The sequence below is a fragment of the Micromonospora sp. NPDC049359 genome (assembly GCF_044466585.1).
In the GTDB taxonomy this organism is placed as follows: Bacteria; Actinomycetota; Actinomycetes; order Mycobacteriales; family Micromonosporaceae; genus Micromonospora.
In genome coordinates this window covers 95,452-121,028 of record NZ_JBITMW010000013.1, presented here as the reverse complement: position 1 = coordinate 121,028, position 25,577 = coordinate 95,452, and the positions used below count along the sequence as shown (strand labels likewise).

28 protein-coding genes are annotated in these 25,577 nt (G+C 72.3%); 21 read left to right on the top strand and 7 right to left on the bottom strand.

Annotation, left to right across the window (positions count from 1 at the left end; translation table 11 throughout):
* The first annotated feature begins 167 nt into the window (after positions 1-167).
* On the top strand, positions 168-995 hold the full coding sequence (locus ACIBTX_RS26630) for a hypothetical protein (RefSeq protein ID WP_357170337.1): 828 nt from the start codon (positions 168-170) through the stop codon (positions 993-995).
* Between the two features lie 23 nt (positions 996-1,018).
* On the opposite strand, the gene ACIBTX_RS26625 is transcribed toward ACIBTX_RS26630, so the two are convergent.
* The 5 genes from ACIBTX_RS26625 to ACIBTX_RS26605 form a co-directional block, all read right to left on the bottom strand.
* A complete protein-coding gene (locus ACIBTX_RS26625; RefSeq protein ID WP_357119151.1) occupies positions 1,019-2,224 on the bottom strand; it encodes a low temperature requirement protein A in 1,206 nt (401 codons plus the stop codon).
* Between the two features lie 210 nt (positions 2,225-2,434).
* Complete coding sequence (locus ACIBTX_RS26620) at positions 2,435-3,487, bottom strand: hypothetical protein (RefSeq protein ID WP_363661244.1); 1,053 nt, start codon at positions 3,485-3,487, stop codon at positions 2,435-2,437.
* Between the two features lie 249 nt (positions 3,488-3,736).
* On the bottom strand, positions 3,737-5,086 hold the full coding sequence (locus ACIBTX_RS26615; protein ID WP_363661245.1) for an NAD(P)/FAD-dependent oxidoreductase: 1,350 nt from the start codon (positions 5,084-5,086) through the stop codon (positions 3,737-3,739).
* A 1-nt stretch (position 5,087) separates the two neighbouring features.
* Positions 5,088-5,435 (bottom strand): TcmI family type II polyketide cyclase, encoded by a 348-nt coding sequence (locus tag ACIBTX_RS26610; protein WP_357119142.1) that lies wholly within the window; start codon positions 5,433-5,435, stop codon positions 5,088-5,090.
* Positions 5,436-5,528: 93 nt separating this feature from the next.
* Positions 5,529-6,338 (bottom strand): BTAD domain-containing putative transcriptional regulator, encoded by an 810-nt coding sequence (locus tag ACIBTX_RS26605; protein ID WP_357394214.1) that lies wholly within the window; start codon positions 6,336-6,338, stop codon positions 5,529-5,531.
* 436 nt (positions 6,339-6,774) lie between these two features.
* Here ACIBTX_RS26605 and ACIBTX_RS26600 point away from each other — a divergent pair, with 436 nt between their 5' ends.
* The 9 genes from ACIBTX_RS26600 to ACIBTX_RS26560 are packed head-to-tail and all read left to right on the top strand — an operon-like array spanning position 6,775 to position 15,016.
* The gene (locus tag ACIBTX_RS26600) at positions 6,775-7,104 is read left to right on the top strand and encodes a TcmI family type II polyketide cyclase (protein ID WP_357119136.1); all 330 of its coding nucleotides are present in this window, start codon (positions 6,775-6,777) and stop codon (positions 7,102-7,104) included.
* Complete coding sequence (locus tag ACIBTX_RS26595; RefSeq protein ID WP_363661246.1) at positions 7,101-8,858, top strand: acetyl-CoA carboxylase carboxyltransferase subunit alpha; 1,758 nt, start codon at positions 7,101-7,103, stop codon at positions 8,856-8,858. The genes ACIBTX_RS26600 and ACIBTX_RS26595 overlap by 4 nt, the downstream gene beginning before the upstream one ends.
* Complete coding sequence (accB, locus tag ACIBTX_RS26590; RefSeq protein WP_357394218.1) at positions 8,855-9,439, top strand: acetyl-CoA carboxylase biotin carboxyl carrier protein; 585 nt, start codon at positions 8,855-8,857, stop codon at positions 9,437-9,439. Before ACIBTX_RS26595 ends, accB begins: the two co-directional genes overlap by 4 nt.
* A 14-nt stretch (positions 9,440-9,453) precedes the next feature.
* Positions 9,454-10,884 carry an acetyl/propionyl/methylcrotonyl-CoA carboxylase subunit alpha gene (locus ACIBTX_RS26585; RefSeq protein WP_396833143.1) on the top strand — a complete coding sequence of 477 codons (1,431 nt, stop codon included), beginning with the start codon at positions 9,454-9,456 and terminating at the stop codon, positions 10,882-10,884.
* The gene (locus ACIBTX_RS26580; RefSeq protein WP_396833142.1) at positions 10,881-11,711 is read left to right on the top strand and encodes an SRPBCC family protein; all 831 of its coding nucleotides are present in this window, start codon (positions 10,881-10,883) and stop codon (positions 11,709-11,711) included. Before ACIBTX_RS26585 ends, ACIBTX_RS26580 begins: the two co-directional genes overlap by 4 nt.
* Positions 11,704-12,120, top strand: a complete 417-nt coding sequence (locus ACIBTX_RS26575) for a cupin domain-containing protein (RefSeq protein WP_396833141.1) — start codon at positions 11,704-11,706, stop codon at positions 12,118-12,120. Before ACIBTX_RS26580 ends, ACIBTX_RS26575 begins: the two co-directional genes overlap by 8 nt.
* A 42-nt stretch (positions 12,121-12,162) precedes the next feature.
* Positions 12,163-13,431, top strand: a complete 1,269-nt coding sequence (locus ACIBTX_RS26570) for a beta-ketoacyl-[acyl-carrier-protein] synthase family protein (protein WP_396833140.1) — start codon at positions 12,163-12,165, stop codon at positions 13,429-13,431.
* The gene (locus ACIBTX_RS26565; RefSeq protein WP_357119115.1) at positions 13,428-14,678 is read left to right on the top strand and encodes a beta-ketoacyl synthase N-terminal-like domain-containing protein; all 1,251 of its coding nucleotides are present in this window, start codon (positions 13,428-13,430) and stop codon (positions 14,676-14,678) included. The genes ACIBTX_RS26570 and ACIBTX_RS26565 overlap by 4 nt, the downstream gene beginning before the upstream one ends.
* On the top strand, positions 14,675-15,016 hold the full coding sequence (locus ACIBTX_RS26560; RefSeq protein WP_357119113.1) for an antibiotic biosynthesis monooxygenase family protein: 342 nt from the start codon (positions 14,675-14,677) through the stop codon (positions 15,014-15,016). Before ACIBTX_RS26565 ends, ACIBTX_RS26560 begins: the two co-directional genes overlap by 4 nt.
* A 71-nt stretch (positions 15,017-15,087) precedes the next feature.
* On the opposite strand, the gene sigJ is transcribed toward ACIBTX_RS26560, so the two are convergent.
* Positions 15,088-16,071 carry an RNA polymerase sigma factor SigJ gene (gene sigJ, locus ACIBTX_RS26555; protein WP_396833139.1) on the bottom strand — a complete coding sequence of 328 codons (984 nt, stop codon included), beginning with the start codon at positions 16,069-16,071 and terminating at the stop codon, positions 15,088-15,090.
* Between the two features lie 11 nt (positions 16,072-16,082).
* A complete protein-coding gene (locus tag ACIBTX_RS26550) occupies positions 16,083-16,817 on the bottom strand; it encodes an SDR family oxidoreductase (protein ID WP_396833138.1) in 735 nt (244 codons plus the stop codon).
* 302 nt (positions 16,818-17,119) lie between these two features.
* Between ACIBTX_RS26550 and ACIBTX_RS26545 the strand changes: the two genes are divergently transcribed.
* From ACIBTX_RS26545 to ACIBTX_RS26495, 11 genes are all read left to right on the top strand, one after another.
* Positions 17,120-17,947, top strand: coding sequence for a M55 family metallopeptidase (locus ACIBTX_RS26545; RefSeq protein WP_396833137.1), 828 nt, complete (start codon positions 17,120-17,122; stop codon positions 17,945-17,947).
* A 115-nt stretch (positions 17,948-18,062) separates the two neighbouring features.
* Positions 18,063-18,326 (top strand): hypothetical protein, encoded by a 264-nt coding sequence (locus ACIBTX_RS26540; protein WP_357119107.1) that lies wholly within the window; start codon positions 18,063-18,065, stop codon positions 18,324-18,326.
* Between the two features lie 2 nt (positions 18,327-18,328).
* Positions 18,329-18,589, top strand: coding sequence for a hypothetical protein (locus ACIBTX_RS26535; RefSeq protein WP_396833136.1), 261 nt, complete (start codon positions 18,329-18,331; stop codon positions 18,587-18,589).
* Positions 18,586-19,251 (top strand): hypothetical protein, encoded by a 666-nt coding sequence (locus ACIBTX_RS26530; RefSeq protein WP_396833135.1) that lies wholly within the window; start codon positions 18,586-18,588, stop codon positions 19,249-19,251. The genes ACIBTX_RS26535 and ACIBTX_RS26530 overlap by 4 nt, the downstream gene beginning before the upstream one ends.
* On the top strand, positions 19,241-19,669 hold the full coding sequence (locus ACIBTX_RS26525; protein WP_396833134.1) for a hypothetical protein: 429 nt from the start codon (positions 19,241-19,243) through the stop codon (positions 19,667-19,669). The genes ACIBTX_RS26530 and ACIBTX_RS26525 overlap by 11 nt, the downstream gene beginning before the upstream one ends.
* 492 nt (positions 19,670-20,161) lie before the next feature.
* Positions 20,162-21,556 carry a class I adenylate-forming enzyme family protein gene (locus ACIBTX_RS26520; RefSeq protein WP_357394222.1) on the top strand — a complete coding sequence of 465 codons (1,395 nt, stop codon included), beginning with the start codon at positions 20,162-20,164 and terminating at the stop codon, positions 21,554-21,556.
* A 170-nt stretch (positions 21,557-21,726) separates the two neighbouring features.
* Positions 21,727-21,993: an acyl carrier protein gene (locus ACIBTX_RS26515; RefSeq protein ID WP_357119090.1), complete on the top strand. Its 267-nt coding sequence runs from the start codon at positions 21,727-21,729 to the stop codon at positions 21,991-21,993.
* Positions 21,993-22,238 (top strand): acyl carrier protein, encoded by a 246-nt coding sequence (locus tag ACIBTX_RS26510; RefSeq protein WP_357119087.1) that lies wholly within the window; start codon positions 21,993-21,995, stop codon positions 22,236-22,238. Before ACIBTX_RS26515 ends, ACIBTX_RS26510 begins: the two co-directional genes overlap by 1 nt.
* Positions 22,231-23,328 (top strand): beta-ketoacyl synthase N-terminal-like domain-containing protein, encoded by a 1,098-nt coding sequence (locus tag ACIBTX_RS26505; RefSeq protein WP_357394224.1) that lies wholly within the window; start codon positions 22,231-22,233, stop codon positions 23,326-23,328. Before ACIBTX_RS26510 ends, ACIBTX_RS26505 begins: the two co-directional genes overlap by 8 nt.
* A gap of 92 nt (positions 23,329-23,420) precedes the next feature.
* Positions 23,421-23,921: a beta-ketoacyl synthase chain length factor gene (locus ACIBTX_RS26500; RefSeq protein WP_396833133.1), complete on the top strand. Its 501-nt coding sequence runs from the start codon at positions 23,421-23,423 to the stop codon at positions 23,919-23,921.
* Positions 23,918-25,534 (top strand): class I adenylate-forming enzyme family protein, encoded by a 1,617-nt coding sequence (locus ACIBTX_RS26495; RefSeq protein WP_357394227.1) that lies wholly within the window; start codon positions 23,918-23,920, stop codon positions 25,532-25,534. The genes ACIBTX_RS26500 and ACIBTX_RS26495 overlap by 4 nt, the downstream gene beginning before the upstream one ends.
* Positions 25,535-25,577: the final 43 nt, after the last annotated feature.

The following is a 25,577-nucleotide window of genomic DNA, read 5'->3' as shown; positions in this document are numbered from 1 at the left end:
CGCTAACGGTGGACGCGTCGTACCCCCGCCGCATCGTCCGTCCGGCCGATGCCGGCATCGGCCGCCCGCACGAGGTCTCCGCGCGCGGCTATCGGATCGCCGACCGACCCGGCCGCCGCGCGGGGCATCGGACGTAGAACTGCCTCACGGCCCGCCGAGGAGGACCCATGGACGTCCCGACACCATCGCTCTACGTCGACCGCCCCCACGACGTCGCGGTCGCTGCCCGCGCGCTCGCCGGAGGCGCGGTCGTCGCGGTGGCGTTCGCCAACGTCTACGCCCTCGTCGCCCGCCCGGACCCGGCCACCGTCCGTCGGGTGAACCTGGCCAAGGGTCGGGCCGTCGACCAGGTCGGCAGCATCACCACCGCGATCGGACGTATCCCGGGGATGTTCGACTGGTCCCGCATCTCACCCCGGTTGCCGGTCGGCCGGGTGCGGGCCCTGATGGACGCCCTCTACGGTGCCGGGCCGTTCGGCTTCCGGGGTCCGGCCGCCGACCGGTTGCCCGACCACCTCACCCAGGTCGACTGCGGACTGCGGACCGCCCAGGTCATCGCTCCCGGCCTCACCTGTCCGTCCAACACGTTCTTCGAGCGGGCGCTCGCCGAGACCGGCACCGACCACCTCTACATCACGTCGGCGAACCGGTCCCGGCACCACACCGGCGCCGCCGACGAGCCGGCCCACTGGAAGGCCGGCGCGCTCGCGGCCGACTTCGCTCACCTGCGCGACCTGGTGGTGCTCGCCCACCCGGACGAGGCGGTGGCCCGCGCTGCCTACCCGGGCTACCTCACCACCTCGGTGACCCTGCTCTCCTTCCACGCGCCGGTCGGCGAGCTGGAGGAGCCGCCGGTGCTGACCGTGGACCGGCACGGCTCGCTGCACGTGGACGACGTCCGCCGGGCCGCCGTGCCGCTGGGCCTCCAGGTGCGCCTCGGCAACACCGCCGGGCAGCGGCTACAGGCCCGGGGGTACGCGGGCGCGCTGGTGTGACCGCCCGCCGGCCGGCGGCTGGTTCAGTGCGGCGGTGCGGGGGGCTCCGGCGGTTTGCCGTGGCTGCGGAGGTGGTCCGCGTAGGCGACCCCGGCCAGCACCAGCAGCGCGCCGAACGAGGCGGCCAGCGGTGGCAGGTACATCACCACGGGCGCGATCGTGAGCAACGCGAGGAGCCCACCGGGGCGGGACGGCGACACCCGACTGAACACCTCGTACTCGAACGAGGACCGGCCGACCAGGAACAGTGCCGGGCCGCCGAGGATCACCGCCACCCAGGCCGGCGGCGTACGTCCCGGGTGGTCGTGCAGCACCAGGTCGAACCCGGCGGCCGTGGTCACCACTCCGGCGATCATCAGCAGGTGGGTGTACGGGGCGGTGAACAGGAACTTGGCCGGCGCGCCGGACATCTTGATGGCCGTCGGCAGCAGCTGGCCGGACTTGTGGACGTAGATCCGCCAGAGCAGCAGCGTGGTCCCGAACGCCACCGCGAACGAGGCGATGTTCTGGGCCTCGGTGTGCGCCAGGTTGAACATGGTGCCGATGGTCAGGATGGCGTCGCCGAGCGCGATGATGAAGAACTGCTGGTACCGCTCGGACAGGTGCTCGGCCGTGACGTTGCGCTGCGGCTCCGGCACCACCCCCAGCCCCGGCACCGGGTACGCGAGCCGGAAGCCGGTGTAGTCGATGGCCAGCGCGATGGCCCAGCACGCCAGCCGGGCGTCACCGGCGACGAACGCGCCGATGATCCAGGGGATCGCCGACACGACGAACCAGGTGAAGATGCGCAACGCCCGGCGCTGGGTCTGTGGTTGGCGACGCACGGCCGGCATCAGGAACAGCCCGCGCCCCAGGTGGATGGCCACGTACGTGCCGGCGAAGACGATCCCGCGCGCGTTGAACGCCTCGGGGATCGCGGTGGTCATCAGCAGCGCGCCGAACATGACCGAGGCGATCAGCAGCTTGATCTCGGTCCGTTCCGGGTCGTACAGGTCGGTGACGAGGGTGGTGATCGCCCACGTCCACCAGACGGCGGCCAGCAGGATCAACGCCTGTCCGGCGCGGTGCCAGTCGAGCTGGTCGACCATGCCGCGTGAGATGAGCGCGAGCGCGACCACGAACACCAGGTCGAAGAAGAGTTCGAGCAGAGTCACCCGGCGGGGGGAATCCGGGTCGCGTACCGGTGGTCGCGTCCTGCCAGGCCCGGGCTCCGGCGCGGAGAACTGCACGCTCGCTCCTGCGGTGCCGGTCGACGTGGCGGACCGTCCGGCCCACCCCGACCGACGCTAGCCAGCGGCCCACCCCGCCACCTCGGGATTCGTCCCACCGTCCCCCGACCGGGCGGTTGGTCGACCCGCGTCCCGGCCTCCGTCGGGCGCGCTCGGAACGAGCGAACCCCCGGACGTCCGCGCGGACGTCCGGGGGTTCACGGTGGTGCGTCAGCCCTGGTCGCCGCCGGGCAGGACGGCGCTCGCCGCGTCGCCGGCGCCGGCCAGCACCCGAGCCTGCTGGGGCCAGGTGGCCAGCGCGGGCGCGGCGCGCAGGCCGGCGGTCCGGATCAGGTCGCGCAGCGCCGGCTCGTCCAGCTCGCCGAGCTGGCGGTAGGTGCGCACGCCGGCCGCCTGCAACGCGGCCGCCATCTTCGGCCCCACACCCTGGATCCGACGGAAGTCGTCCGCCGGGCCCGTCGGGTCGGTGTCCGCCGGGCCCGTCGGGTCGGTGTCCGCCGTGGCCGCCGGGATCGGCGGGGCGTCCGTCGCGCGGACCGGCGGCGTGGCCCGCGCCGGCTCGGCCTCGTCGACGTCCACCGCCGGCAGACCGGCCGCGACCGCCGGGGTCGTGTCGGCCGGCGTCGTCCCGGTGTACGCGCTCTCGGCGGGAACGGCCTCGGCCTGCTCGTCCGGCGCGGCCGGGACGGTCTCGGCCGGGGTGGCGTCGATCGGCTCGGCCGGGGTGGCGTCGGCCGGGGTGGCGTCGACCGGCTCGGCCGGCGTGGTGTCGACCGGCGTGGCGTCGATCGGCTCGTCGGACGGAGTGTCGTTGCGGTCGTCCAGCGGCTGACGTGGGGCGACCACCGTCGCCGGGGCGGGCTGCTCGTCGACCGTGCCCGGCTCGTCGAACGCGGCGGTCCGGTCGTCGGCCGGAACGGCCGGCGGGGCTTCGGTGAGGGCCATGTCGCCGGGGTCGACGGCGTCCGGCGCGGAATCGTCCGACGTGGTCACGGTGGCCGGCGCGCTGACCGTGTCGACCGGGGCCGGCTCGTCGGCGACCGCCGCGGGCGGGGAGTCGATGCTCGCCGCCGGCCGGGCCTCGTCGGTCATGGCCGGTGGCTCCGGGCTGGTGACCACGGCCAGACCGGCGACGGGATCGCCGTCCACGATGGGCCGTGCGGCGGCCCCCGCGCCCTGCCGGCCGCGCAGCAACCATCCGGCGGCCAGGCCCAGCAACACCGCCACGACCACTATCAGCGAGTGTCCGATAGACCACTCCACGGCGAACCTCCCTCTCACCTCGTCGAGAAAGTCACGAGAAAAACTCGCCGCAGCTTCGCACACGCGATCGGACGACGACAGACAGGACCGGTCGTACGGCGCGCGCCGACGCCCACCACCTCGCGGGGTGCCCGACGGGTGACGCAGCGTCGCGCCCACCAGCGCCGACGTCGCGACCGGCGCCCGCCGGGCACGAGGCGACCCGGGTACGACGCTCGCACGTCGTACCCGGGTCGGTGGGTGCCGCGGTCAGTCCTCGTCGCCCTCGTAGGTGTGGAAGTCGTCGACGAAACGGCGTCGCAGTGGGGGCACCCGACTGGTCACTCCGAAGTAGCCGCGCGCGCCGAGCAGGGCGAGACGGCCCACCACCGGGCGGTACATCCGGTCCTCGCCGTTGGTGCCGCTGCGGTTCAGTGATTCGGCGACCCGTGCGAAGCCGTACGGCACCATGGCGGCTTCGTAGTCCGCCACGGCCTGCACGAGCGTCTTGTCCCCGGCGACGGCGCTGGTGAGGTGCTGGCAGAGCAGGCGGGCGTCGCGCAGCGCGGTGTTCGCCCCCACCCCGCGCCCGGGGGTCATCGTGTGGATGGCGTCCCCGAGCAGGGTGACGGTGCTGCTCTTCCAGGGTGGCGTCGGCTCGGACGTGCTCACCCTGATCGGCAGGACACTGCCCGGGTCGCTGACCCGCAACAGTTCCCGCAGGTCTGGGTGCCAGTTCGGGGTCAGGTCCAGCGCGACCCGCTTCAGGTCCTCGCCCCGGCGCTCCAGGACGTCGGACGGGAACCGACGGGCGGTGCTCCAGATGATGAGGTTGATGTAGTCGGCGCTGGTCTGCTCGGACAGGCCGGACCAGGCCCGCAGCAGGGCGGCGTCGTCGTCGCCGACCCCGGGCTTGATCGTCCGGTTCGCGTCCCACTTGAACTCCATCACGTGCAGCACGCCCATCGTGCCGCCGACGCCGAAGATCAGCGAGATGCCCTTGGCGACGCGCTCGGGCACGAGACCGCGGGTCTGCGCGGTCAGCGGGATGCGCGTGGCGATGTTGATCGTCCCGGCGTCCCGGATGACCGCGTGCGGCAGGTACTGGTGGCGGACCGCCGAGTGCGTGCCGTCCGCCGCCACCAGCAGGTCGCCGGTGGCGGTGGTCCCGTCGGCGAAGTGGGCGGTGACCGTGCCGTCGTCGTGCTGCTCGTACCGGACGAAGGTCTTGTCGAAGTGCACCACGTCGGCCAGGCCGGTCAACAGCACCTGGCGCAGCACCATCCGGGCCACCGAGTGTTCCGTCCGCACGGGATCGACGGCCGGCCGCAGCTCGAACGACGCGGTCTCGCGCAGCCGCTGGGTGACGACGTTGAAGTAGCTCGGCGGCCGGGCGCAGGTTGCCAGGAACGTGGCGAACAGTTGAGGTGGCAGGCAGTCGCGCAGTGCCCGGCTGCCGGTCGGACCGATGCCCACGCGGTATCCGAGCAGCCCTTCTCCGCTGTGCCGATGCCGCTCGTAGACGGCGACGCTGATGCCGGCGCGGCGCAGCCCGTGCGCCAGGCACAGGCCGCCGGTGCCGGCGCCGATGACCAGGACGTGCGGTCCCGTGGTGGACATGTCAGCCGGCCGGGTGAGGCGCCGCCGCGTCGGCCGCGTCCCAGCGGTAGAAGCACTCGGCGATGGCGTCCTTCGGGGAGCGCCAGGTCGACAGGTACGGCGAGGTGTGCGCCGCGAGCCTTTCGTTGACCTGCTGGAACAGCGGATGGTTACGGGCGGCGGCGAGGGCGCCCGGATTGACGTCCGAGGTCTCGATGACGTGCACGAACACGTCGTGCAGGCCGTACAGGGACCGGTGCGTGACGCCGGTGAGGCCGGGCAGTTCGGTGGCGTCGGACTCGGCGAAGATCTGGGCGACCCGCCCCTCCGCGCCTGGGATGATCCGGCTGACGATCAGTAGACGACTCATGGGACCCCTTCCGCCGGTGGCCGATCCCGACCCGCAGGCCGGTGGTCACGTGCTTGATGCGGTCACCGTGCCGCAGGCCGTGTCACGTCACCGTCACGTGTGCCGACCGGCCGGTGACGGCCGTACGGCGGTGTCCCGGCCGGCGGCGGGGCGGGTGGCCGCCCGGATCGGGGCGAGCGTGTCGTCGAGCAGGGCGCTCATCGCCGGGCTGGGTTCGAGGCGCAGCTCGCGGCGCAGCAGGTCCCGGTAGACGTAGAAGGCGTGCACGGCCTCGAACGCGTTGCCCTCCGCGAGGTGGATGCGGACCACCAGCCGGTGCGGTGTCTCGCGCAGCGGTTCGGCGGCCATCGCTTCCAACGCTGCCTCCAACGCCTCGCCGTGCCGCCCCGCGGCGAGGTGCTGGGCGGACACCTGCTCCAGCATGTGCAGACGCAGTTGCCGCAGCCGTTCCCGGTCCAGCAACACCCAGTCGTCGTACCAGCCGGGCAGCAGGTCGTGCCGGCCGGCGGCGAGCGCCCCGGCGGTGGTCCGCGGGTCGTCGCCGTTGCGGACGCGCTCGGCCGTCCCGACGAGGTCGTCGACGTCGAGGCGGACGGCCGGGGCCAGCCGGACGGTGTCGCCGGCCACGACCATCGGGCAGCACGGGTCCTGCCGCAGCCGCCACAGCGCGGTCCGTAGCGACGACAGCGCCCGCTCCTCGGACACGTCGGGCCAGAGCAGCCCGGCGAGTTGGCTGCGGGTGGCGCCGGGGCGCAGCCCGATCAGGGCGATCACCCGTTGCAGTCCGCGCGGCACCACGATGTGCGCGGTGGCGTGCAGGAGGCGGAAGCCGCCGAGCAGGTGCAGCGCGAGGTCACCCTCGCCGGGGCCTTCGGCGGTCGGCACGGACGGATCAGCGGCCACGGCGGCACCCCTCTGTGGAACGCTCGTCCCGACTGTCTGCTGTGTCCCGGATCGGCTGCCCGCGTCGCCACCGTCGGCTCCGTCGATGGAATCCGACCACGGCTGTCCACGCGCGGCGTCACCCGCCGGAGCCGCCGGGCTGACCACCGTGAAGATTATCAATTACGGTCACGGTGAGTCAACGCCCATGTTGGCCCAATCTCGCCCATGAAATCGGTTCTGAACTGCAAAAACATCGATCATTCGAGGCGGGCTGCACATGGGACGCATAGCTCATACACAGGTTGCGTCAACGCAGCGTCACCGTTTGGCGTCGCCGGTCGATCCGTCGCGGTGACGCCGCCGTGACGACGACTGCCGCATCGTGGCGGCAGTCGTCCAGCGCGTCCCCGGGGCTCATCCGGCCGACCCGGACGCCGTGGGGGGAGGCCCAGCCATGGACCGATCGCTGATCATCGCGAAGGTCGTACCGACCGCGCAGGAGCAGGTCGCCGAAATCTTCGCCGAGTCGGACGCGACCGAGCTACCGCGCCTGGTCGGCGTCCGGCACCGCGCGCTGTACCGGCTGCACGACCTCTACGTGCACCTGCTCGAGACCGAGCAGCCGGCGCAGCCGGCGGTCGAGGCCGCCCGGGGCCACCCCGAGTTCATCCGGGTCAGCGACCGGCTCCGGCCGTACGTCTCGCCGTACCTGCCGACCTGGCGCTCCCCGCGCGACGCGATGGCGCGCTGCTTCTACCGGTTCGACGCCGGAGGGCGCTCGTGACCGCCGCCGCGGGGCAGGAGGAGCAGCTCTGGTCCCGCTGCGCCGGCTGCGCGAGCCTGCTCTACCGCAAGCGGCTACGCCGCAACCTGGACGTGTGCCCGGAGTGCGGGGAGCACTCCCGCCTCGGCGCGCCGGAGCGGCTGCGGCAGCTCGTCGACCCGGGCTCGCTGCGCCTGCTGCCCGACCGGATACCCGAGGCGGACCCGCTGAACTTCGTCGACGTGCTCCCGTACCCGCACCGGCTCACCGCCGCGCGGGCCGCCACCGGCCTGCCCGAGGCTGTTCTCTGTGGCACCGCCACCATCGGCGGGCACCCGGCCGCCCTGGCGGTGATGGACTTCCGCTTCCTCGGCGGCAGCCTCGGCGCCGCGGTGGGCGAGCTGATCACCCGCACCGCCGAGCGGGCGCTCGACGACCGGGTGCCGCTCATCCTGGTCACCGCGTCCGGCGGCGCCCGGATGCAGGAGGGCGCCCTGTCGCTGATGCAGATGGCCACGGTCAGCCAGGCGATCGCCGCCCTGCGCGAGGCGGGCCTGCTCACCGTCAGCGTGCTCACCGACCCGACCTACGGCGGCGTGGCGGCATCCTTCGCCACCAACACCGACCTGGTGCTCGCCGAGAGCGGCGCCCGGATGGGCTTCGCCGGTCCACGGGTGATCCGTCAGATCACCGGTCGCGCCCTGCCGGAGGGGTTCCAGACCGCTGACTTCCTGCTGCGTCACGGGCAGGTCGACATGGTGGTGCAGCGCCGGTCGTTGCGCGGTCGGCTGGCGGCGCTGCTGGCCGCGGCCCGCACCGGCCGTCCGGCGCGGGCGTCCGTACCCCGTCAGGAGCCGGCGCGACACCACGAGCGTCTGGTGGACGCGGTCCCGCCGGCGGTGGCCGACGGGCAGCGACCGCCCACGGCGGCGGCCGACGACGGCACGCAGCCGGCGGTACGCGACGCGTGGGACACCGTGCGCACGGCCCGCCACCCCGGCCGACCCACCACCCTGGACTACCTGGACTCGGTCTTCGACGGGTTCGTCGAGTTGCACGGCGACCGGCTCGGCGGGGACTGCCCGGCCATCGTGGGCGGGATCGCCCGCCTGGCCGGGCGGCACGTGATGGTGATCGGCCACCAGAAGGGGCACACCACCGCCGACCTGGTCGCCCGCAACTTCGGCATGGCCAGCCCGGCCGGGCATCGCAAGGCGTTGCGGCTGATGCGTCTCGCCGCGCGACTCGGCCTGCCGGTGGTCACCCTCATCGACACGCCCGGCGCGGACCCGGGGATCAGCGCCGAGGAGCAGGGGCAGGCGGCGGCGATCGCGGAGAACATCCTCACCCTCACCGTGCTGCCGACCCCCGTCGTCACGGTGATCACCGGCGAGGGCGGCAGCGGCGGCGCGCTGGCCCTCGGCGTCGCCGACCGGGTGCTGATGCTCCAACACGCCGTCTACTCGGTGATCAGCCCGGAGGGCTGCGCCGCCATCCTCTGGCCGGACCGCTCCGCCGCCCCACAGGCGGCCCGCGCGCTGCGGCTGACCGCGCCCGACCTGTGTCGCCTCGGCGTCGTCGACGAGATCGTCTCCGAGCCCGCGACGGCCGCCCACGACGACCCGGCGGAGACCGCCCGGCGGCTGCGCGCCGCCCTGCTGGCCAATCTGTTGCCGCTGCTGGACGTTCCGCCCGCGATGCTGGTCCGCCTGCGACGGCAGCGCTTCCGTCGGTTCGGCGCCACCCGCGCCGGCAACCAGGCGGGTGCCCGATGACGGCCGGCGCGACGGTGTCCACCGCCGACGGCCCGAACGGCCGGGCGGACGTCGACGGGCGCGTCCGGGCGGACGGATCCCAGGGATCCGACACGGACGGCGAGGAGGTGCTGGCCGGGCTACGCCGACAGGCCCGGCACCTGCTCGCCGAGCTGGCCGGGCCGGTACGCCGGATCCGGCTGCGCAGCGGGGCGACCGTGCTCGAGATCGAGTGGCATCCGGACGAGCCGGTCGGCGGCTCGGGCGTACCTGCGGCCCTGCCGGTGGCCGCCGCCACGCCGCCGCCGACCGCGGCCGCGCCCGGTCCGCCGGCCGCGCTGATCCGCCCCCCGGTTCCGGGCCGCGCCGCGATCCGGGCGCCGATCGTCGGCACGTTCTATCGCGCGCCGGAGCCGGGCGCTGGGCCGTTCGTCGCGGTCGGCGACCTGGTCCGTCCCGGTCAGCCGGTGGCGATCGTCGAGGCCATGAAGTTGATGAACGAGGTGAGCGCCGACCGGGCCGGCCGGGTGGTCGCGATCCTCGTCGAGGACGGTCAGCCGGTGGAGTACGACCAGCCACTGGTCGAGCTGGATCCGGCCTGACGGCGGGGGTGGCGATGTTCGAGACCGTTCTTATCGCCAACCGGGGCGAGATCGCCCTGCGGGTGCTGCGGGCCTGCCGGGAACTCGGCGTCCGCACGGCGGTGGTCTACTCCGCCGCCGACGCGGACTCCGCGGCCGTCCGCCTCGCCGACCAGGCCGTCCGGATCGGACCGGCGTCCAGCCGGCGCAGCTACCTCAACGCCGCCGCGATCGTGGAGGCCGCCCGCCAGGTGGGCGCGCAGGCCATCCACCCCGGATACGGGTTCCTCTCCGAGGACGCCGACTTCGCCGAGATCTGCGCGGACAACGGGCTGACGTTCATCGGGCCGCCGCCGGCGGTGATGGCGGCGCTGGCCGACAAGTCCTCGGCCCGGGCCCTGATGAGCCGGGCCGGACTGCCGCTGCCGGCGGGCAGCGTCGCGCCGGTGGCCACCGCCGCGGCGGCGGCCGAGGTCGCCGACGCCGTCGGCTACCCGGTGATCGTCAAGGCCGCCGCCGGGGGCGGCGGCCGGGGGATGACCGTGGTGCGCCGTCCGGCCGAGCTGGCCCGGGCGTACGCGCGGACGCGGGCCGCCGCCCAGGCCGCCTTCGGCGACGACCGGGTGTACGTCGAGCGCTACCTCACCGAGGCCCGGCACGTCGAGGTGCAGGTGCTCTGCGACGCCCACGGCAACGGCGTGCACCTGGGCACCCGGGACTGCTCGGTGCAGCGCCGACACCAGAAACTCGTCGAGGAGGCCCCCGCCCCCGCGCTGTCCGCCGCGACGCTCGACTCCATCGCCGAGACCGCGCTGCGGGGCGCGCTGGAGGTGGGCTTCGTCGGCGCCGGCACGCTGGAGTTCCTGGTCGACGCCGAGGAACGCTTCCACTTCCTGGAGATCAACTGTCGGATCCAGGTGGAGCACCCCGTCACCGAAATGGTCACCGGGATCGACCTGGTGCACGAGCAACTGCACATCGCGGCCGGCGTGCCGCTGCGGTGGCGGCAGGAGGAGATACACCTGCGCGGCGTCTCCGTGGAGTGCCGCGTGAACACCGAGGACCCGTCACGCGGCTTCGCCCCCACCCCCGGACGGCTCGAGCGGTTCACCCCGCCGGGCGGCCCGTTCACCCGGGTGGACACCCACGCCCGCGCCGGTTACCTGGTCGGCCCCTGGTACGACTCCCTGCTGGCCAAGGTCGTGGTCTGGGCGCCCGACCGGGAGTCGGCGCTCAACCGGCTGGAACGCGCGCTGTACGAGTTCGACATCGCCGGTCCGGGTGTGCACACCACCATCCCGTTCGTCCGGCGGGTGCTCGACGACGCCGGGTTCCGCAAGGGCCGTTACACCACCGGCCTCGTCGACCGCCTGCTCGCCGCGCCCGCGTCGCGGCCGGCGGCCACCCCAACACCCCGCGCCGCGCCCGCCGCGGAGCCCGACGTAACCCACAGGAGGACCCGATGACCGTCACCCATGGTCGCCCGATGACCGCCGAGATCACCGACATCCTGGTGGCGCACTGCGGCCTGAACGCCGAGGCCGCGGCCCGCACGCCCGCCGCGTCGCTGGAGGAACTCGGCATGGACTCGCTCGCCCTGCTGGAACTCTCGGCGGTCGTCGCCGACCGGTGGCAGGTGAGCATCCCCGAGCAGGCCGGGCAACTGAGCATCGCGGCGGTGGCCGACCTGGTCGCCCGCCGTACCGACCCGCCCGGGCACACCGAGAACACCGTGCTCATCGACGCGCCGCTCGCGCTGGTCTGGGACGTCACCAACGACGTGGCGAACTGGACCGAGCTGTTCACCGAGTACGCCGTGGTGGAGATCCTGCACCGCGACGGGCACACCGTACGGTTCCGGCTCACCATGTACCCCGACGAGAACGGGGTGGCGTGGAGCTGGGTCAGCGAACGCACCGCCGACCCGGTGAGCCGTCAGGTGCGGGCGCACCGGGTGGAGACCGGGCCGTTCGAGTACATGAGGATCCACTGGCGCTACACCGAGGAGGCCGGCGGCACCCGGATGACCTGGACGCAGGACTTCGCCATGAAGCCGACCGCGCCCGTCGACAACGCCGCCATGACCGAGCGGATCAACACCAACAGCGTCATCCAACTCGCCGTGATCAAGGACCGGGTGGAGCGGATCGCCCGGGAACGCGCCGGCCGGAGCGGCCCGGCCGGCGGCTCGGTTCCGGCGCAGGCCGGCTCCGTCGACGGCGACGCCTCGGCGCAGGCCGGCTCCGCCCCGGCGCAGGCCGGCTCTGCCGCGGGGGAGGCCGGCGATGAGTGACCTGGGCACCCGGCTGATAGCGGCCTCGGACGTACCGGCGGACCGGCGACGCGGCGGTGAGTTGCGGGTGCTGTTGGGCCCCCGCACCGTCGGCAGCACCTCCGGCTTCCTCGGGGTGGCGACCCTCGCGCCGGGGGAGCGGATCGCCGAGCACTACCACCCCTACAGCGAGGAGTTCCTGTACGTGGCTCGCGGCGCGATCACCGTGGACCTCGACGACCAGCCCACGCAGGTGGCCACCGGCGAGGCGCTGTTCGTACCGGTCAACGTGCGGCACCGGCTGCGCAACACCGGCACGGAGCCGGCCGAGGTGGTCTTCCACCTGGGCCCCCTGGCCCCGCGCCCCGAGCTGGGGCACGTCGACACCGAACTCGTCGAACAGGGGGTGGGTCGTGAGCGCGAGGAGTGAGCCGGGTTTGCGAGCCCCGCAGTCGCGAACAGAGGTGGCGCGGTGACCGGCCGTCGCACCGTGGTGACCGGCGTGGGCGTCGTGGCCCCCGGCGGCGCCAGCCGGGACCGGTTCTGGAAGACCATCACCGAGGGGCGTACGGCCACCCGGCGGATCAGCTTCTTCAACCCGTCGCCGTTCCGCTCGCAGATCGCCGCCGAGTGTGACTTCAACCCGGTCGCCGCCGGGCTCACCGACGCCGAGCGGCGTCGCGCCGACCGCTACGTTCAGTTCGCGCTGGCCTGCTCCACCGAGGCCATCGCCGACGCCGGCCTGGTGCTTACCGACGCCGAGCGGGACCGCGCCGGGGTGGTGCTCGGCACCGCCGTGGGCGGCACGATGGCCCTGGAAGAGGAGTACGTGCGGGTCAGCGAGCACGGCCGGCGGTGGCTGGTCGACGCGGCACTCGGCGGCCCATACCTGTACCAGGCGCTGGTGCCCAGCAGCCTGGCCGCCGACGTGGCCTGCCGGCACGGCCTGCACGGCCCGGCGCAGGTCGTCTCCACCGGCTGCACGTCCGGCATCGACGCCATCGGCTACGCCCACCAGATGATCGTGGACGGCGAGGCGGACATCGTGCTGGCCGGCGCGGCCGACTCGCCGATCTCACCGGTCACCGTCGCCTCGTTCGACGCGATCAAGGCGACCAGTCCCGACAACGACGACCCAGCGCACGCCTCCCGCCCGTTCGACGCCGACCGGCACGGATTCGTGCTGGCCGAGGGCGCGGCCGTGCTGGTGCTCGAGGAGGCCGAGCACGCCCGACGGCGGGGCGCCCACGTCTACTGCGAGGTCGCCGGCTACGCCAGCCGCAGCAACGGCTTCCACATGACCGGGCTGCGCCCCGACGGGCTGGAGATGGGCCTCGCCGTCAGCGACGCGCTGCGGCAGGGCCGGATCATCCCGGAGCAGGTCTCCTACATCAGCGCGCACGGTTCGGGCACCCGGCAGAACGACCGGCACGAGACGGCCGCGTTCAAGCGGGCGCTGGGCCAGGCCGCGTACCGGGTGCCGATCAGCTCCATCAAGTCGATGGTCGGGCACTCGCTCGGCGCGATCGGGTCGATCGAGATGGCCGCCTGCGCCCTCGCGATCGAGTTCGGGGTGGTGCCGCCGACGGCCAACTGGAGCACCCGTGACCCCGAGTGCGACCTGGACTACGTACCCAACGAGGCACGGGAGGTGCCGGTGAACGTGGCCCTGTCGGTGGGCAGCGGGTTCGGTGGCTTCCAGTCGGCGATGGTGTTCCGCCGACTTCCGGCGGCGGCGTGAGCACCGCCCGGGCGGTCGTCACCGGAATCGGTGTGGTCGCGCCCAGCGGCGTCGGCGCGGACGCGCACTGGCGTACCGTCCTGGCCGGCACCCGGCGCACCGGGCCGATCACGCTCTTCGACCCGGCCGGCTACCCCACCCGCCTCGGCGGCGAGGTGCCCGACTTCGCGGCCGAGTCCTACGCCGAGAGCCGGCAACTCGTGCAGACCGACCGATGGACACACCTCGGCTTCGCCGCCACCCGCCTCGCGCTGGCCGACGCCGGGCTGCCCGAGCGGGCACCCGACCCGTACGGCTACGCGGTCGCCCTGGCCAGCTCGTCCGGGGGCAACCTGTTCGGGCAGCGGGAACTGCAACGGCTCTGGGGTGGGCCGTCGCGCACCGTCGGCGCGTACCAGTCGATCGCCTGGTTCTACGCGGCGAGCGTCGGACAGCTCTCCATCCACCACCAGTTCAAGGGTCCGAGCGGCGTGCTGGTCGCGGAGGCGGCCGGCGGGCTGGACAGCCTCGCGCACGCCGCCCGCGCGGTGCGCCGGGGGACTCCGGTGGTCATCGCCGGGGCGACCGAGTGTCCACTGAGCCCGTACGCCCTGGCCTGCCAGTTGCGCTCCGGGCTGCTCAGCGACGTCGCCGACCCGGAGCGGGCGTACCGGCCGTTCGACGCGACGGCCAGCGGCTACCTGCCGGCCGAGGGCGGCGCGGTCTTCGTGGTGGAGGAGTTGGGCCACGCGTTGGCCCGGGGCGCCCGGATCTACGGCGAGGTCAGCGGCTGGGGGGCCACCCACGACGCCGCGCACACCACCGCCGACAGCGCCGGCGACCCGATCCAGTACGCGCGGGCGATGCGGCTGGCCCTGGACCGCGCCGGCGTCGCGGCGACCGCGATCGACGTGGTGCTGCCCGACGCCCTCGGCGTACTCCGCTACGACCGCAGCGAGGCGGCGGCGCTGCGCGCCGTCTTCGCCGACCGGCCGCCCCCGGTCACCACCCAGAAACCGCTGACCGGCCGGGCCCACCAGGGCGGCTCGGCACTGGACGTGGCCACCGCCCTGCTCGCGTTCGCGCACGACACGCTGCCCGCCTCGGCCGGCCCCGACGAGGTCGCCGACGGGTGCGAGCTGGACTTCCTGCGTGAGCACCGCCGGCCGCGCAGCCGGCTGGCGCTGGTCTGCGCGCGGGGCTTCGACGGATTCAACAGCGCGCTGGTCCTGCGGGGCGCCGCGCCGACGGAAGGAGAGACGCCGTGAGCGGACAGCGGGCCCGAGTGGTCTTCCTGGTCCGGGTGCCGGCGCCGCGTACGGAGGCGTTTCTGGCCGCGTACGAGCAGATCCGGCACCTGGTCGCCGACGGTGTGCCGGGGCACCTGGTGGACCAGGTGTGCCGCTCGTCGACCGACCCGGAGCAGTGGCTGATCACCAGCGAGTGGGCGAGCCTGGCCGACTTCGAGGCGTGGGAGCGCACCGAGGAGCACCGCGACCTGGTGCGACCGATGCGGGAGTGCTTCACCGACGCCCGGTCGCTGCGCTTCCACATCCACGCCCAGACCCCGGACGAGGCCCGTCTCGCCGCCGCCGCAGGGCTCTGATCCACTCCAGATCGCCGAGGTGGGGGTATCCGGAGCGGGTGGATGCCCCCACCTCGGCGACCTGCTGTCGATCAACCCGACCACTCTTGGCCCAGTGACCAACTCGTCAGTTTCAGCGGATTGAGCATCAGCCAGACATTCGTGACACGTTCAGCACTGACGTCAAAGGTGGCCATCCCATAACGACGCTCCCCGTCCGTCAGCATGTATCCGAGACCGTCGGCCGTGTCGCGTCGCTCAAAACGGAGGGCGGGTTGCTTGCGCATCACTCCCATGAGCCACCGCGCTACATGGTCCTCACCACGGATGACCCGAGGTGCGGCATTGACGAATCCGCCGCCGTCTACTCGCAGTTCTACATCTGGGGCCAATACGCGCAACAGCTCTTTGATGTTCCCGCCAACCGTTGCGTCGCGGAACGCCCGAACAGCTTCACCATGCTGTCGCGGGGAAACCTGCGCCCGCCTTTTCTCTCGAACGTGCCGACGTGCGGACGTCGCCAACTGCCGGACGGCGCCGGGTGAACGGCCTACCACGCCAGCAATCTCGCCAAACGGCACACCGAATACATCATGCAGTACGAACGTCACTCGCTCGGCTGGGGTCATGGACTCAAGGACCGTCAGCAGAGCCATGCTGACCGTTTCGTCGAGGGAAACGCGATCGAGCGGATCGGCGGCGATATGACTGGAGCTCGTTGGCCCCGTCGCCGCATCCGCAAAGAGGTCGAATGGGACCGGCTCCGGTAGCCATTGTCCGACATACGTCTCCCGTCGTGCCCGCGCGGAGCTCAGCATGTCGAGTGAGATCCGGCTCGCCACTCGCATCAACCACGCAGCGGGTGTGGCGATCGCTTCGCGTTCCTCGGCATCCAGGCGGTACCACCTGACATACGTCTCCTGCACGACATCTTCAGCGTCGGCCAGGGTGCCCATCATGCGAAACGCCAGCGACATCAAATGGCGTCGTTCGGCGGCGACGGAATCGAAGGCCCGCGATTCATCGCGCTCGGCTTTTTCAGACCCTGCGGATTCGATGGGAAAATCCTCCGACATTGGGTGCCTTTTCAGACGGTGGGGATCCCTGAAATGGGATACCGCACAGTGCCTACCCGGTAGGCGCCACGTGGAACCATGGCATCGGGTGCCCCTTCCGCGTCCACGGTCACCACCTCGCGGTTGTCTCCGCGATCAACCAGGGTGGCACGGAAGAGGTCATCGTGGTAGAAGCGGTCGGGCCCAGCGATCTCGACCTCACTTCCCGGCTCCCATCTCGTGGCGGCCTCGGCGAGCAGCTCGATGACCTCGTCCAGCTCGACGGGTTGGATCAACGATCTGGGAGCGACAACCTTGGCGTCCGTAGTGTGCTGGTCAATGAGGATGGGAATGTAGCTCTGGAATTGAGTGGCGCGGATGATGGTTGCGGGAATCGAACCGGATCGCGCGGCCTTCTCCTGCGCTACCTTGCCGAGGTAGTACCCAATCTCGGACGCGTCTCCCTGTCCGACGCCGACAATGGAGAGCAGGACGTGATGACGCACCCCGGCCCGCTTGCCCTCCGTATCCAGATTGTTGGTCGACCCCTCGAAGAACGAAATTGCCCCCTCCGCATCAAAGCGGGGGGTGTTCAGGACATTCACGACGGTGTCAACCCCGACGAGGGCCTCGGCGAGCCCTTCGCCAGAGATCACGTCGATCCCGTCATCGAGTCCTCCCGAGACCACCTCGACGCCCATGGCCTCCAGCTTGTCAGCAAGGGGGGTGCCGACACGGCCGCGCCCACCAGCGATGAAAACCTTCATTTCGCACTCCGTCCCGGGCCGCCGGTCGCCGCCCTCACCAATATGACGACGCAGGTCAGGGATATGTCAGGCTTTGCGGCGGATCTTCTCCCGGAGCCCCTCAGCCGAGTCGCGGTGACCGGCGAGACAACCGGGGCGGACCGCACCGACTGGCCCCTGCTGCCCGCCGAACACCGGGCGGCGCACCTCGTCGACGCCGCCCCGTGCCCAACTCGACAGCGGCGACGTCACCGGAGCGTGGCACGTGCTGGCTGACGCGCACACCGCCGTGACCCATCGGGAGCGCGTAGGCTCCCAGAGCCATGAAGGTACTGATCTCCGTCGACATGGAGGGCATCTCCGGGATCGTGCATCCCACCGAGACGAACCCCGATCGGTACGACTACGAGCGCGGTCGGACTGTGATGACCGCCGAGGCGAACGCGGTCATCGCTGGCGTTCTCGATGCCGCACCTGACGCCGTGGTGTGGGTTGCCGACGCGCACGGGTCGTTCCGCAACATCCTGCCGGAGGACCTCGACCGCCGTGCTCACCTCCTGCGCGGCAAGCCGCGCCCGCTGAGCATGCTGGCCGGGCTGGACGAGCACACGGATGCCGTCATGTTCATCGGTTATCACGCTCGGGCCGGTGCCGGCCCTGCCGTGCTGGCCCACACGATGAGTGACGCGATCCTCGACGTACGCGTGGCGGGTCGGTCACTAGGCGAGATCGGCCTCAACACCGCCATGGCAGGGCACCTGGACGTGCCGGTCGTCCTGCTCAGTGGAGATGACGCCGCCTGCGCCGAGTTCGGTGAGCTGGTGCCCTCGGCGGTCACCGTCGCTGTCAAGCAGACCCTGGGCCAGGCCGCCGCGGTGGCTCTGCATCCGCAGGAGGTGCGCGAGCGGCTGCGTCACGCTGCCGCCGATGCCATCACCCGCCGCGCCTCGATTCCCCCGTGGACGATGTCCGGGCCGTTGGACGTGGAGGTCGATCTATACGGTCCGTACATGGTCGACCTCGCCGTTCTGGTGCCGGGTGTGACCCGGGTCGGCGGCGGCCGGACGGTCGCCTTCCGCGCCGTCGACGCCGCCGAGGCATATCGGCTGATTCAACTTCTCGTCCAGCTCGCCAGCATCAAACCGGGCTAGCGCGACGCCCCGAGACGGGGCTACGGAGAGGGATTCATGTTGGGTAGTGTCTGCGTCGCTACTGCCCGTGCAGAACGCCGGTGCCCCTCGCCGTGCGATCGACCGGAAGGACGGCATGGCCAGCATCGAGCAAGTCAAAGCCGCGCTCGCCCAGGCAGCCGAGCAGAGCGTCACGACGACGAGCCAGATCCGCGCCGCCATCGACGGCACCGACCAGGTGCTCGCTCGGCTGCGCGCGGTATCCGCAGGCACTGGCCATCCGGCCATCGCTGAGGCGATCGCCCGAGCCGAGCAGAGCAAGCAACGTCTGACCGAGGCAGCCACGACCCTCCAGGGCAGCACCGCGGCGGCCCGGCAGTACATCAACATCCTTGGCTGACTATGAGCATCGGCGAGGTCAAGGCAGCCCTCGGAGAGGCGAGCCAACTGCTCGACCAGGGCAGAACGATTGTCGAGGAAGTCGGCGAGTCTCTGGATGAAGCCGCTGGCCTCATGCTCGTCACCTTGTATGACAGTCGGCGGGAAGAAGCCGAGAAGGCCCGCAAGGCCGTCGTCGATGCGGTACGTGAGGTGACGTTGACGATGCGAGTCATCACCTCTGCTCAGAAGAGCGCTGACGAGTTCGGCAGGGCGCTGGGATGAGCGACCTGCTCGGTCAGGTCGTGGCCCAACTCCGGTCCACGATCGACCGCCTGGACGCGATTGCGGTCCAGGCAGTCCGCGCCGCAACGGACGTCGCCGAGGGGCACGCCCGGTATTCCGCTGTGGGAAGGGGTACCGACCATCCCAAGCTACGTGCGGCGGTCAGCCAGAGCCGCACTGGCGCCGACAAGGCCCAGCGGATCGCTCGGTTGAGCAGCGACGCCGCCCGGAACGTGGCCGACTTTCTGAACGTCATCGCTCCCGGCTCGGCGCCGCGATCGGCGGAGGCCGCGTCCGGGCCACCAGGCGGGGAGGACCTGCTGACGGACAGCGACCGGCGAGCTCTTGCTCGCGCCAGGGCGCGGGGCTGGGTCAACCGCTCACTGCGGAAAGCGGACGATCTGCAGGAGCACGCAGCTAACGCCACCGACAAGACACAGAAGTTGATCAAGGTCTTCATCAACCCTAAAGGCCCTTCAGGGACACAATCGACAGGCACCGGCACCCCCGCCGCCCCGCCCCCGACGCCACGAGCGAAGATCGATGGTTCGGAGGCCGCAGGAAACCTCGTTGTAGTCGGCTTGTTGGCAGGTGTGGCGGCAAACCGGCTCGCAGCGGCGACCGGCAGACTGATTGCGAGGTTCTGGAGACGTGGACGTTAGTGCGCTCAGCGATCTGATCCGGGCGTTGGCCCGAGCTGACTGGGATGCCGCCGATACCTTGGTGGGAGAGATCGGCGCGAGTGGCTGGGTCGGCGGGCTCCAGGTCGTTGGGGCGGCGTTCGCCCTCGCCGTCCACCGGCGCTTCGCGCCCGACGCCACCCCGACCGAGGTGGCTGGCTGGGTCGCCGCGACCCGTGCTCAGTACGAGGACGGCGGCACTTTGCCGGCCCTCGAAATGGAGGGCCTCATCCGCGCCGCCCTGGGCGAGGAGGAGTTGGCCGACAACATCCCCGCGGAAACCGTGATCGCAGCTGAGGTCTTCGTTCTTGGACAGCTACTTCTAGAGGCGAAGTTGTCGCCGTCCGAACTCGACGAGTTCGTGAACGAAGCGGAAGAGATCGCAGCCGAGTACCTGTAGGCAGTGGGCGTCGTACCGCGCCGCGCGTCCGCGTCGCCGTCGGACGCGGGTACGCCGAACGCCGCCAACGTTGACGTTCATCGGGTCGTCTGCCTGCTGGTCAATCTCCCAGTATCAGATCGGGCTGGCGCGGGAAGTGTCCGGAATGAGGGACAAGGCTGCGGCCCGTTGGTCGAGTTGCCGAGCGAACGTGCGCAGTCGGGGGCCGAATCGGCCTCACCCATCCCTGATCGACTCGGCATCCCGGAGACTGCGGTGTCCGGTCCCGGGGGACAGCCCGACTTCCAGGAAGTCGAGTCGATCATGGTCGGCAGGTGGGAACGAGTGGTGGGCGGCGGTATGCGGCAATCGGTCCGGGCGCTCAAATTGATCTAGCCATTTGCATCTAGCGATGCTCAACGTGGCTGTCGTAGGGTTCCGGCAGCACCTCGAAAGATGCCAGAAATTGGCTCCTATGCCCTACTTTGCGCTGCGGGTCGAATGGTGGGGGCAATGAATCATGTCGCCGAAAACCTTACGGTAGATGACCCCGGCTGGGTGGATGAAGTCCTGTTCGCCGGCCGTCCAACCGATGTTTGTCTCCGCCTGCCGGAACCGATCGACCGGGCCACCCTGCACCGGTTGGTGACCGCCGCGCAGGACCGGCTGACCGCTGCCGGACTGCGTCCCGGTGGCGCCGCCGCGCTGCGGTTGCCGCCGTCGCTGGCGTACGTCGTCAACCTGCTCGCCGCCTGGCGGGCGGGAGCGCAGGCCATCCTGCTCGACCACCGGCTCACCGACCACGAGGTGGACCGGGCGCTTGCCCGGCTCACCCCGCAGGTGGTCGTCGCCCCGCTGCGGACCGGCGGGGGCGCGTTGAAGGTGTTCGTCGACGTCACCGAGAGCGTCACCCGGTACGCGGACGGCCCAGCGGTCAGCGGCCACGCCGTGATCCAGCTCAGCTCCGGCTCGACCGGCCCGTCCAAGGTGATCGGCCGTACGGCCGCCGACCTGGTCGCCGAGGTGCGCCGCTACACCCGTATCGACGGGGTGGCGCTGCCCGGCGAGCGGATCATCCTGCTGCCCTCCATGGTGCACGTGCTCGGCCTGGTCGGCGGCCTGCTCTACGGTCTGCACGCCGGTGTGGAGCTGGTGCCGCCGCAGCGGCTCAGCGGCGACGCGGTGCTGGCCGCCATCGCCGCCCAGGCCACGCCGGCCACGGTGCTGGGCGTGCCGTTCCACATCGGTCTGCTCGCCTCCAGCCGGCCGACCGGTCCGCTGCCGCAGTTCCGGCGGATGACCACCGGCGGCGAACTGGTCCCGGCCGCGGTGGCGCGGGCGTTCACCGACCGGTACGGGGTGCCGCTGGGCAACATGTACGGGATGACCGAGGTCGGGGTCATCGGCACCGACCTGCACGGCGCGCACCGCCCGTCGATCGCCCCCGCGCCCGGCATCGAGGTCCGCGAGTCCGGCGGTGAGCTGTGGGTGTCCTGCCCGGCATCGCCGTACGTCGGGCTGAGCGACCCCACCCGCTGGGCCGACGGCTGGCTGCACACCCGCGACGCCGGCACCGTCGACGCCGACACCGGCCTGGTCACCGTGCGCGGCCGCCTCGACTCGCAGGTCTCGGTGGGCGGGATGAAGGTCGACCTCACCGAGGTGGAGGCGACCGTCGCCCAGCTGCCCGGCGTGGCCGCCGCCGTGGTGGTGTGGGACGACGGCATCACCGCCTACGTCCAGCCCGACGGCCCGCTGTCCGAGGAGGTCCTGGACAAGCTCCTCGCCGAACGGCTGGCCGGCTACAAGCGACCCCGGGTGTTGCGCCTGCTCGACGCGTTGCCCCGTACCACCACCGGCAAGCTGGTCCGCTCGACGGACGCGCTGCGCTCGGCGGTGACGTCGTGACCGGCCCGCTGCGCCACCTCGACGCCGACACCCGCGCCGCCAAGCGCGCCGACACCCGCGCGCGGCGACCGTACGGCGGGATCCGGCCGACCGCCGGTGTCCCCACCGACCCAGACCAACGCGGTGTCCCGATCGGACACCGTCACCTGGCTTACGCAGAGAGGGTATCCATGAGAGCCGAGGTCCGCGCCTTCGTCGTCGAGCAGCTCGTCGACATGAACTACGACGTCGAGGGGCTCGACGACGACACCACGCTCGGCCCGTCCGGCGTCGACCTGGAATCGCTGGCCCTGTCCGATCTGGCCGTCCGCGTCGAGGACCAGTTCGGCCTGACGTTCGCCGACGACGAATCGGAGAAGCTCGCGCTGATGACGGTCGGCGAGTTCACCACGATGGTCGCCGACCGCGTCGCCGAGGCGAAGCGCGACGCCGCCTGATGACCGGTCAGCCCGACCTGGGGCGAGCTGACCTGCTGACCATGCTCGCCGAACTCACCGCGAAACCGGCCGACGAGGTCCCGGACCGGGTCGGCTCGATGGAGCTGGCCTGGCTCGTGCACCTCGTCGAGCAGCGCTACCAGCGTCAGCTCGACCTCACCGACGACGACCTGGCCGGCATCCGTACCGTCGACGACGCCCTGGCGGTCCTGCGGGCGTCGTTGGCCGCTCCCGCAGATGGCTGAGCCGCCCGTCGTCCAGCTCACCGGTGTGCACGCGGTCAGCGCCCTCGGGCGGGGCGCCGAGGCGCAGCTCGCCGCCACGCCGGCCTTCGGACCGATCCGTCGCTTCGACACGAGCGCACGCCGGGTCACCGTGGCGGCCACCCTGCCCGAGGTCGGAACCCTCGCCGACGAGCTGGCCGACGCGATCGACGCGGCCTGCCGGACGGCCGGCCTGGACCGCGCCCGGCGTGCCGGGTGTGCGCTGCTGCTCGCCGTGCACGGCGGCCCGGCCCCCGGCGTGGAGCCGGTCCCGTCCGCGCTCGCCGGCCAGCTCGCCGCCCGGTGTGGGCTGTCCGCTCACACCCGGGTCTACACCAGCGCGTGCGTGTCGGCGAGTACGGCGGTCGCCGACGCCGCCACCCTGATCAGCCGGGGTGATCTGGACCGGGTGGTGGTGGCCGCCGGTTATCTCGTCGAGCCGGACCAGTTCGCGCTCTTCGACGCCGGCCGCGCCCTCGCCGACGACGGCGCGGTCCGCCCGTTCAGCGCTGGCCGCCGTGGGCTGCTGCTCGGTGACGGCGTGGCCGCCGTGGTGGTCGAGTCCCGCGCCGAGGCGCGGCGGGGCGCGGAGCCGGTGGCGACCGTCGCGGGCTGGGGACGCGCCGGGGACGCGTACCACCCGTGCCAGCCGGACCCGACCGGCGCCGGGCTGGCCCGCGCGGCCAGCGCCGCGCTGCGCCGGGCCGGGCTGCCGCCGCGGGCGATCGGGTACGTCAACGCCAACGCCACCGGCACCGCCCAGAGCGACGCCGCCGAGGCCGCGGCGCTGCGGCGGGCCCTCGACGGGTACGCCAACGAGGTGCCGGTCAGCTCGACGAAGGGGTTGCACGGGCACGCGTTGGAGGCGTCCGGGCTGCTCGAACTGGTGGTCACGGCGATGGCGCTGCGGGCCGGCGAGTTGCCGGTCAACGCCGGCTGGCGGGGCCCCGACGAGGCGTGTCCGGTCAACGTCATCACGGCGGCGTCGCGCCGTGCGCCGGTGACCCACGCCCTGACCCTCAACTCCGCGTTCGGCGGCGCCAACACCGCGCTCCTGGTCGGCGCGCCATGACCACCCCCACCTCCCCGCGATCGTGCACTTTCTGCGCCGACGAATCCGGCGAAGAACGCGAATCCACAACAGAAACCGCAAGATCGCGGGAGGTGGGAGTGCGGGAGCTCGCGCGGGCGCGCTGGCCCGAGCCGGGGGACGGGGTCGTGCCGGGGGTGCCGGGGTTCGTGCACTCGGCGTTCGCGCCCACGGTCGTGGCGGTCGGCGAGCGGTGCCTGCGGCGGCGGTACGGGGACCAGCCGGTGCCGGAGGGGGTACGCACCGCGATCGTGCTGGTCAGCGCCAGCGGTGACCGGGCCAGCGCCGATCACGTCCGCGTGACGGTCGAGGCCGGCGGACGGATCGGGCCGCTGTTCTTCTACCAGTCCGTGCCCAACAGCGTCGCCGGGCACCTCGCGGCCCGCTGGGGACTGCGCGGCCCGGTGGTCTGCCTCAGCCCCACCGGCGACCCGTACGCCGAGGGCACCGCGCAGGCGGCACTACTGCACGACGACGGCGACGCCGACGAGGTGTTGCTGATCCTGATCGAACAGACGCCCGACCTGTCCACCGAGGCGGTCGCGGTGCTGCTGGGGGGAGGAGCACGACCATGAGGACACCGGGACTGCGCGGCCGGTTGGCCGCCGACACCGAGCTGGGCGCGGGCAACATGCTGGCCCGCGTGCTGGCGCACGGCGCCGACCCGGACGGGCCGGCGCTGACCTTCGACACCGCCGTCGACGGGCATCCGGCCGAGACGCCGCTCACGTTGGGTCAGCTCGACGAGCGGGTCGCCGCCCGCGCCGCGTGGCTGCACGAGCAGGGGGTACGCCCCCGCGACCCGGTTGCCGTCTGGGCCACCGCCGCCGCCGATATGGTGCTCAGCTTCCTGGCGCTGGCCCGGCTCGGCGCGATCCCGGCGCTGATGAACGGCAAGCTCCGCCCGGAGATCGCCGCCGAGTACATCCGTCGGCTGCGTGGTGTCGGGGTGCTCGCCGACGACGCGCACACCGCGTTGCTGGCCGGGCACGAGCTGGGCGTACCGGTGCTGGGCACGCCCGCGCGGGCCGGCACCGGCGACCCGGCGAAGGCCCCGCCGCACTACCGGCACCACCCGGACGACCCGATCGTGATCACCCACACCTCCGGGACGACCGGGGTGCCCAAGGCGGTGCTGCACTCCCACGCCAGCCTCTTCGCGGCCACCCGGCACCTGCTGAGCATGCCGCAGGCGCAGGGCACCAGCCGGATCCTCAACGCCCTTCCCGCACCGCACACCGCGACCGTGCTGATGGTCAACCAGGCGTTGGGTAACCGCGCCCAGATGTTCCTGCTCTCCGAGCAGGGCGGCGAGCGGGTCCTCGACGCGATCCAACGCTGGCGTCCCGACGGGGTGTTCGGTTTCTCGGTCACCTGGGCCGAGCTGGCCCGGTTCGACCTGTCCGGGTACGACCTGGACTCGGTGCGGCTGTGGTTCAACACCGGCGACTGCTCGCACGAGCCGCACATCCGCCGCCTCGTCGCAGTCGGTTGGCACGACACCGTCACCCGCGACGGGGTGGCGCGGGTGCCCGGCTCGCTGTTCATCGACGGGCTGGGCTCCAGCGAGATGGGGCACTCGATGTTCCACATCACCCACCGCGCCGACACCGACCGGTACGGCCGCTGCATCGGCCGGCCGTACCAGTTCACCAGGGTCGCGGTGCTGGACGCCGACGGCGAGCCGGTGCCGGTCGGCGAGGTGGGTTTCCTGGGTGTCGACTCGCCGTCGCTGTTCCGGGGCTACTGGAACGACTCGGCCACCACCTACCGGTTCCGCCAGCGTGGCTGGTACCTCACGGGCGACCTGGTCCGCGCCGACGCCGAGGGCCGGTACTACCACCTGGACCGCGCGGTCGACTCGGTCGACGCCGGGGACGGGCGGCGGTTCTTCACCGCGCTGTCGGAGGAGCGGATCCTCGCCACCTGCCCGGACGTCACCGACTGCACGGTGGTGATCGTCGCCGAGGGCGGGCGGGTGGTGACCGACGTGCTGCTGGAGTTGGCCGCCGGCGCCGACGAGGCCGAGGACCGCACCGAACGGGTGCGCGCCGCCCTCGGCGCGGACGTCGGCGCCACGCTGCGCCGGGTCGTGCCGGTACGCTCCGACGACATTCCGGTGACCGTGACCGGCAAGGTCCGCAAGGTGGCCCTGCGGGAGCGTTACCTCACCGAGGCCGCGTCGTGAGCGGGCGGGTCGGAGCGCCGGCGTGAGCGAGCGGAGCGAGCGA

Coding starts and splice junctions, on each gene's coding strand:
- ACIBTX_RS26630 (WP_357170337.1), top strand. CDS start 168: ATGGACGTCCCGACACCATCGCTCTACGTCGACCGCCCCCACGACGTC.
- ACIBTX_RS26615 (WP_363661245.1), bottom strand. CDS start 5,086: ATGTCCACCACGGGACCGCACGTCCTGGTCATCGGCGCCGGCACCGGC.
- ACIBTX_RS26610 (WP_357119142.1), bottom strand. CDS start 5,435: ATGAGTCGTCTACTGATCGTCAGCCGGATCATCCCAGGCGCGGAGGGG.
- ACIBTX_RS26600 (WP_357119136.1), top strand. CDS start 6,775: ATGGACCGATCGCTGATCATCGCGAAGGTCGTACCGACCGCGCAGGAG.
- accB (WP_357394218.1), top strand. CDS start 8,855: ATGACGGCCGGCGCGACGGTGTCCACCGCCGACGGCCCGAACGGCCGG.
- ACIBTX_RS26585 (WP_396833143.1), top strand. CDS start 9,454: ATGTTCGAGACCGTTCTTATCGCCAACCGGGGCGAGATCGCCCTGCGG.
- ACIBTX_RS26580 (WP_396833142.1), top strand. CDS start 10,881: ATGACCGTCACCCATGGTCGCCCGATGACCGCCGAGATCACCGACATC.
- ACIBTX_RS26575 (WP_396833141.1), top strand. CDS start 11,704: ATGAGTGACCTGGGCACCCGGCTGATAGCGGCCTCGGACGTACCGGCG.
- sigJ (WP_396833139.1), bottom strand. CDS start 16,071: ATGTCGGAGGATTTTCCCATCGAATCCGCAGGGTCTGAAAAAGCCGAG.
- ACIBTX_RS26550 (WP_396833138.1), bottom strand. CDS start 16,817: ATGAAGGTTTTCATCGCTGGTGGGCGCGGCCGTGTCGGCACCCCCCTT.
- ACIBTX_RS26545 (WP_396833137.1), top strand. CDS start 17,120: ATGAAGGTACTGATCTCCGTCGACATGGAGGGCATCTCCGGGATCGTG.
- ACIBTX_RS26540 (WP_357119107.1), top strand. CDS start 18,063: ATGGCCAGCATCGAGCAAGTCAAAGCCGCGCTCGCCCAGGCAGCCGAG.
- ACIBTX_RS26535 (WP_396833136.1), top strand. CDS start 18,329: ATGAGCATCGGCGAGGTCAAGGCAGCCCTCGGAGAGGCGAGCCAACTG.
- ACIBTX_RS26530 (WP_396833135.1), top strand. CDS start 18,586: ATGAGCGACCTGCTCGGTCAGGTCGTGGCCCAACTCCGGTCCACGATC.
- ACIBTX_RS26520 (WP_357394222.1), top strand. CDS start 20,162: ATGAATCATGTCGCCGAAAACCTTACGGTAGATGACCCCGGCTGGGTG.
- ACIBTX_RS26515 (WP_357119090.1), top strand. CDS start 21,727: ATGAGAGCCGAGGTCCGCGCCTTCGTCGTCGAGCAGCTCGTCGACATG.
- ACIBTX_RS26510 (WP_357119087.1), top strand. CDS start 21,993: ATGACCGGTCAGCCCGACCTGGGGCGAGCTGACCTGCTGACCATGCTC.
- ACIBTX_RS26505 (WP_357394224.1), top strand. CDS start 22,231: ATGGCTGAGCCGCCCGTCGTCCAGCTCACCGGTGTGCACGCGGTCAGC.
- ACIBTX_RS26495 (WP_357394227.1), top strand. CDS start 23,918: ATGAGGACACCGGGACTGCGCGGCCGGTTGGCCGCCGACACCGAGCTG.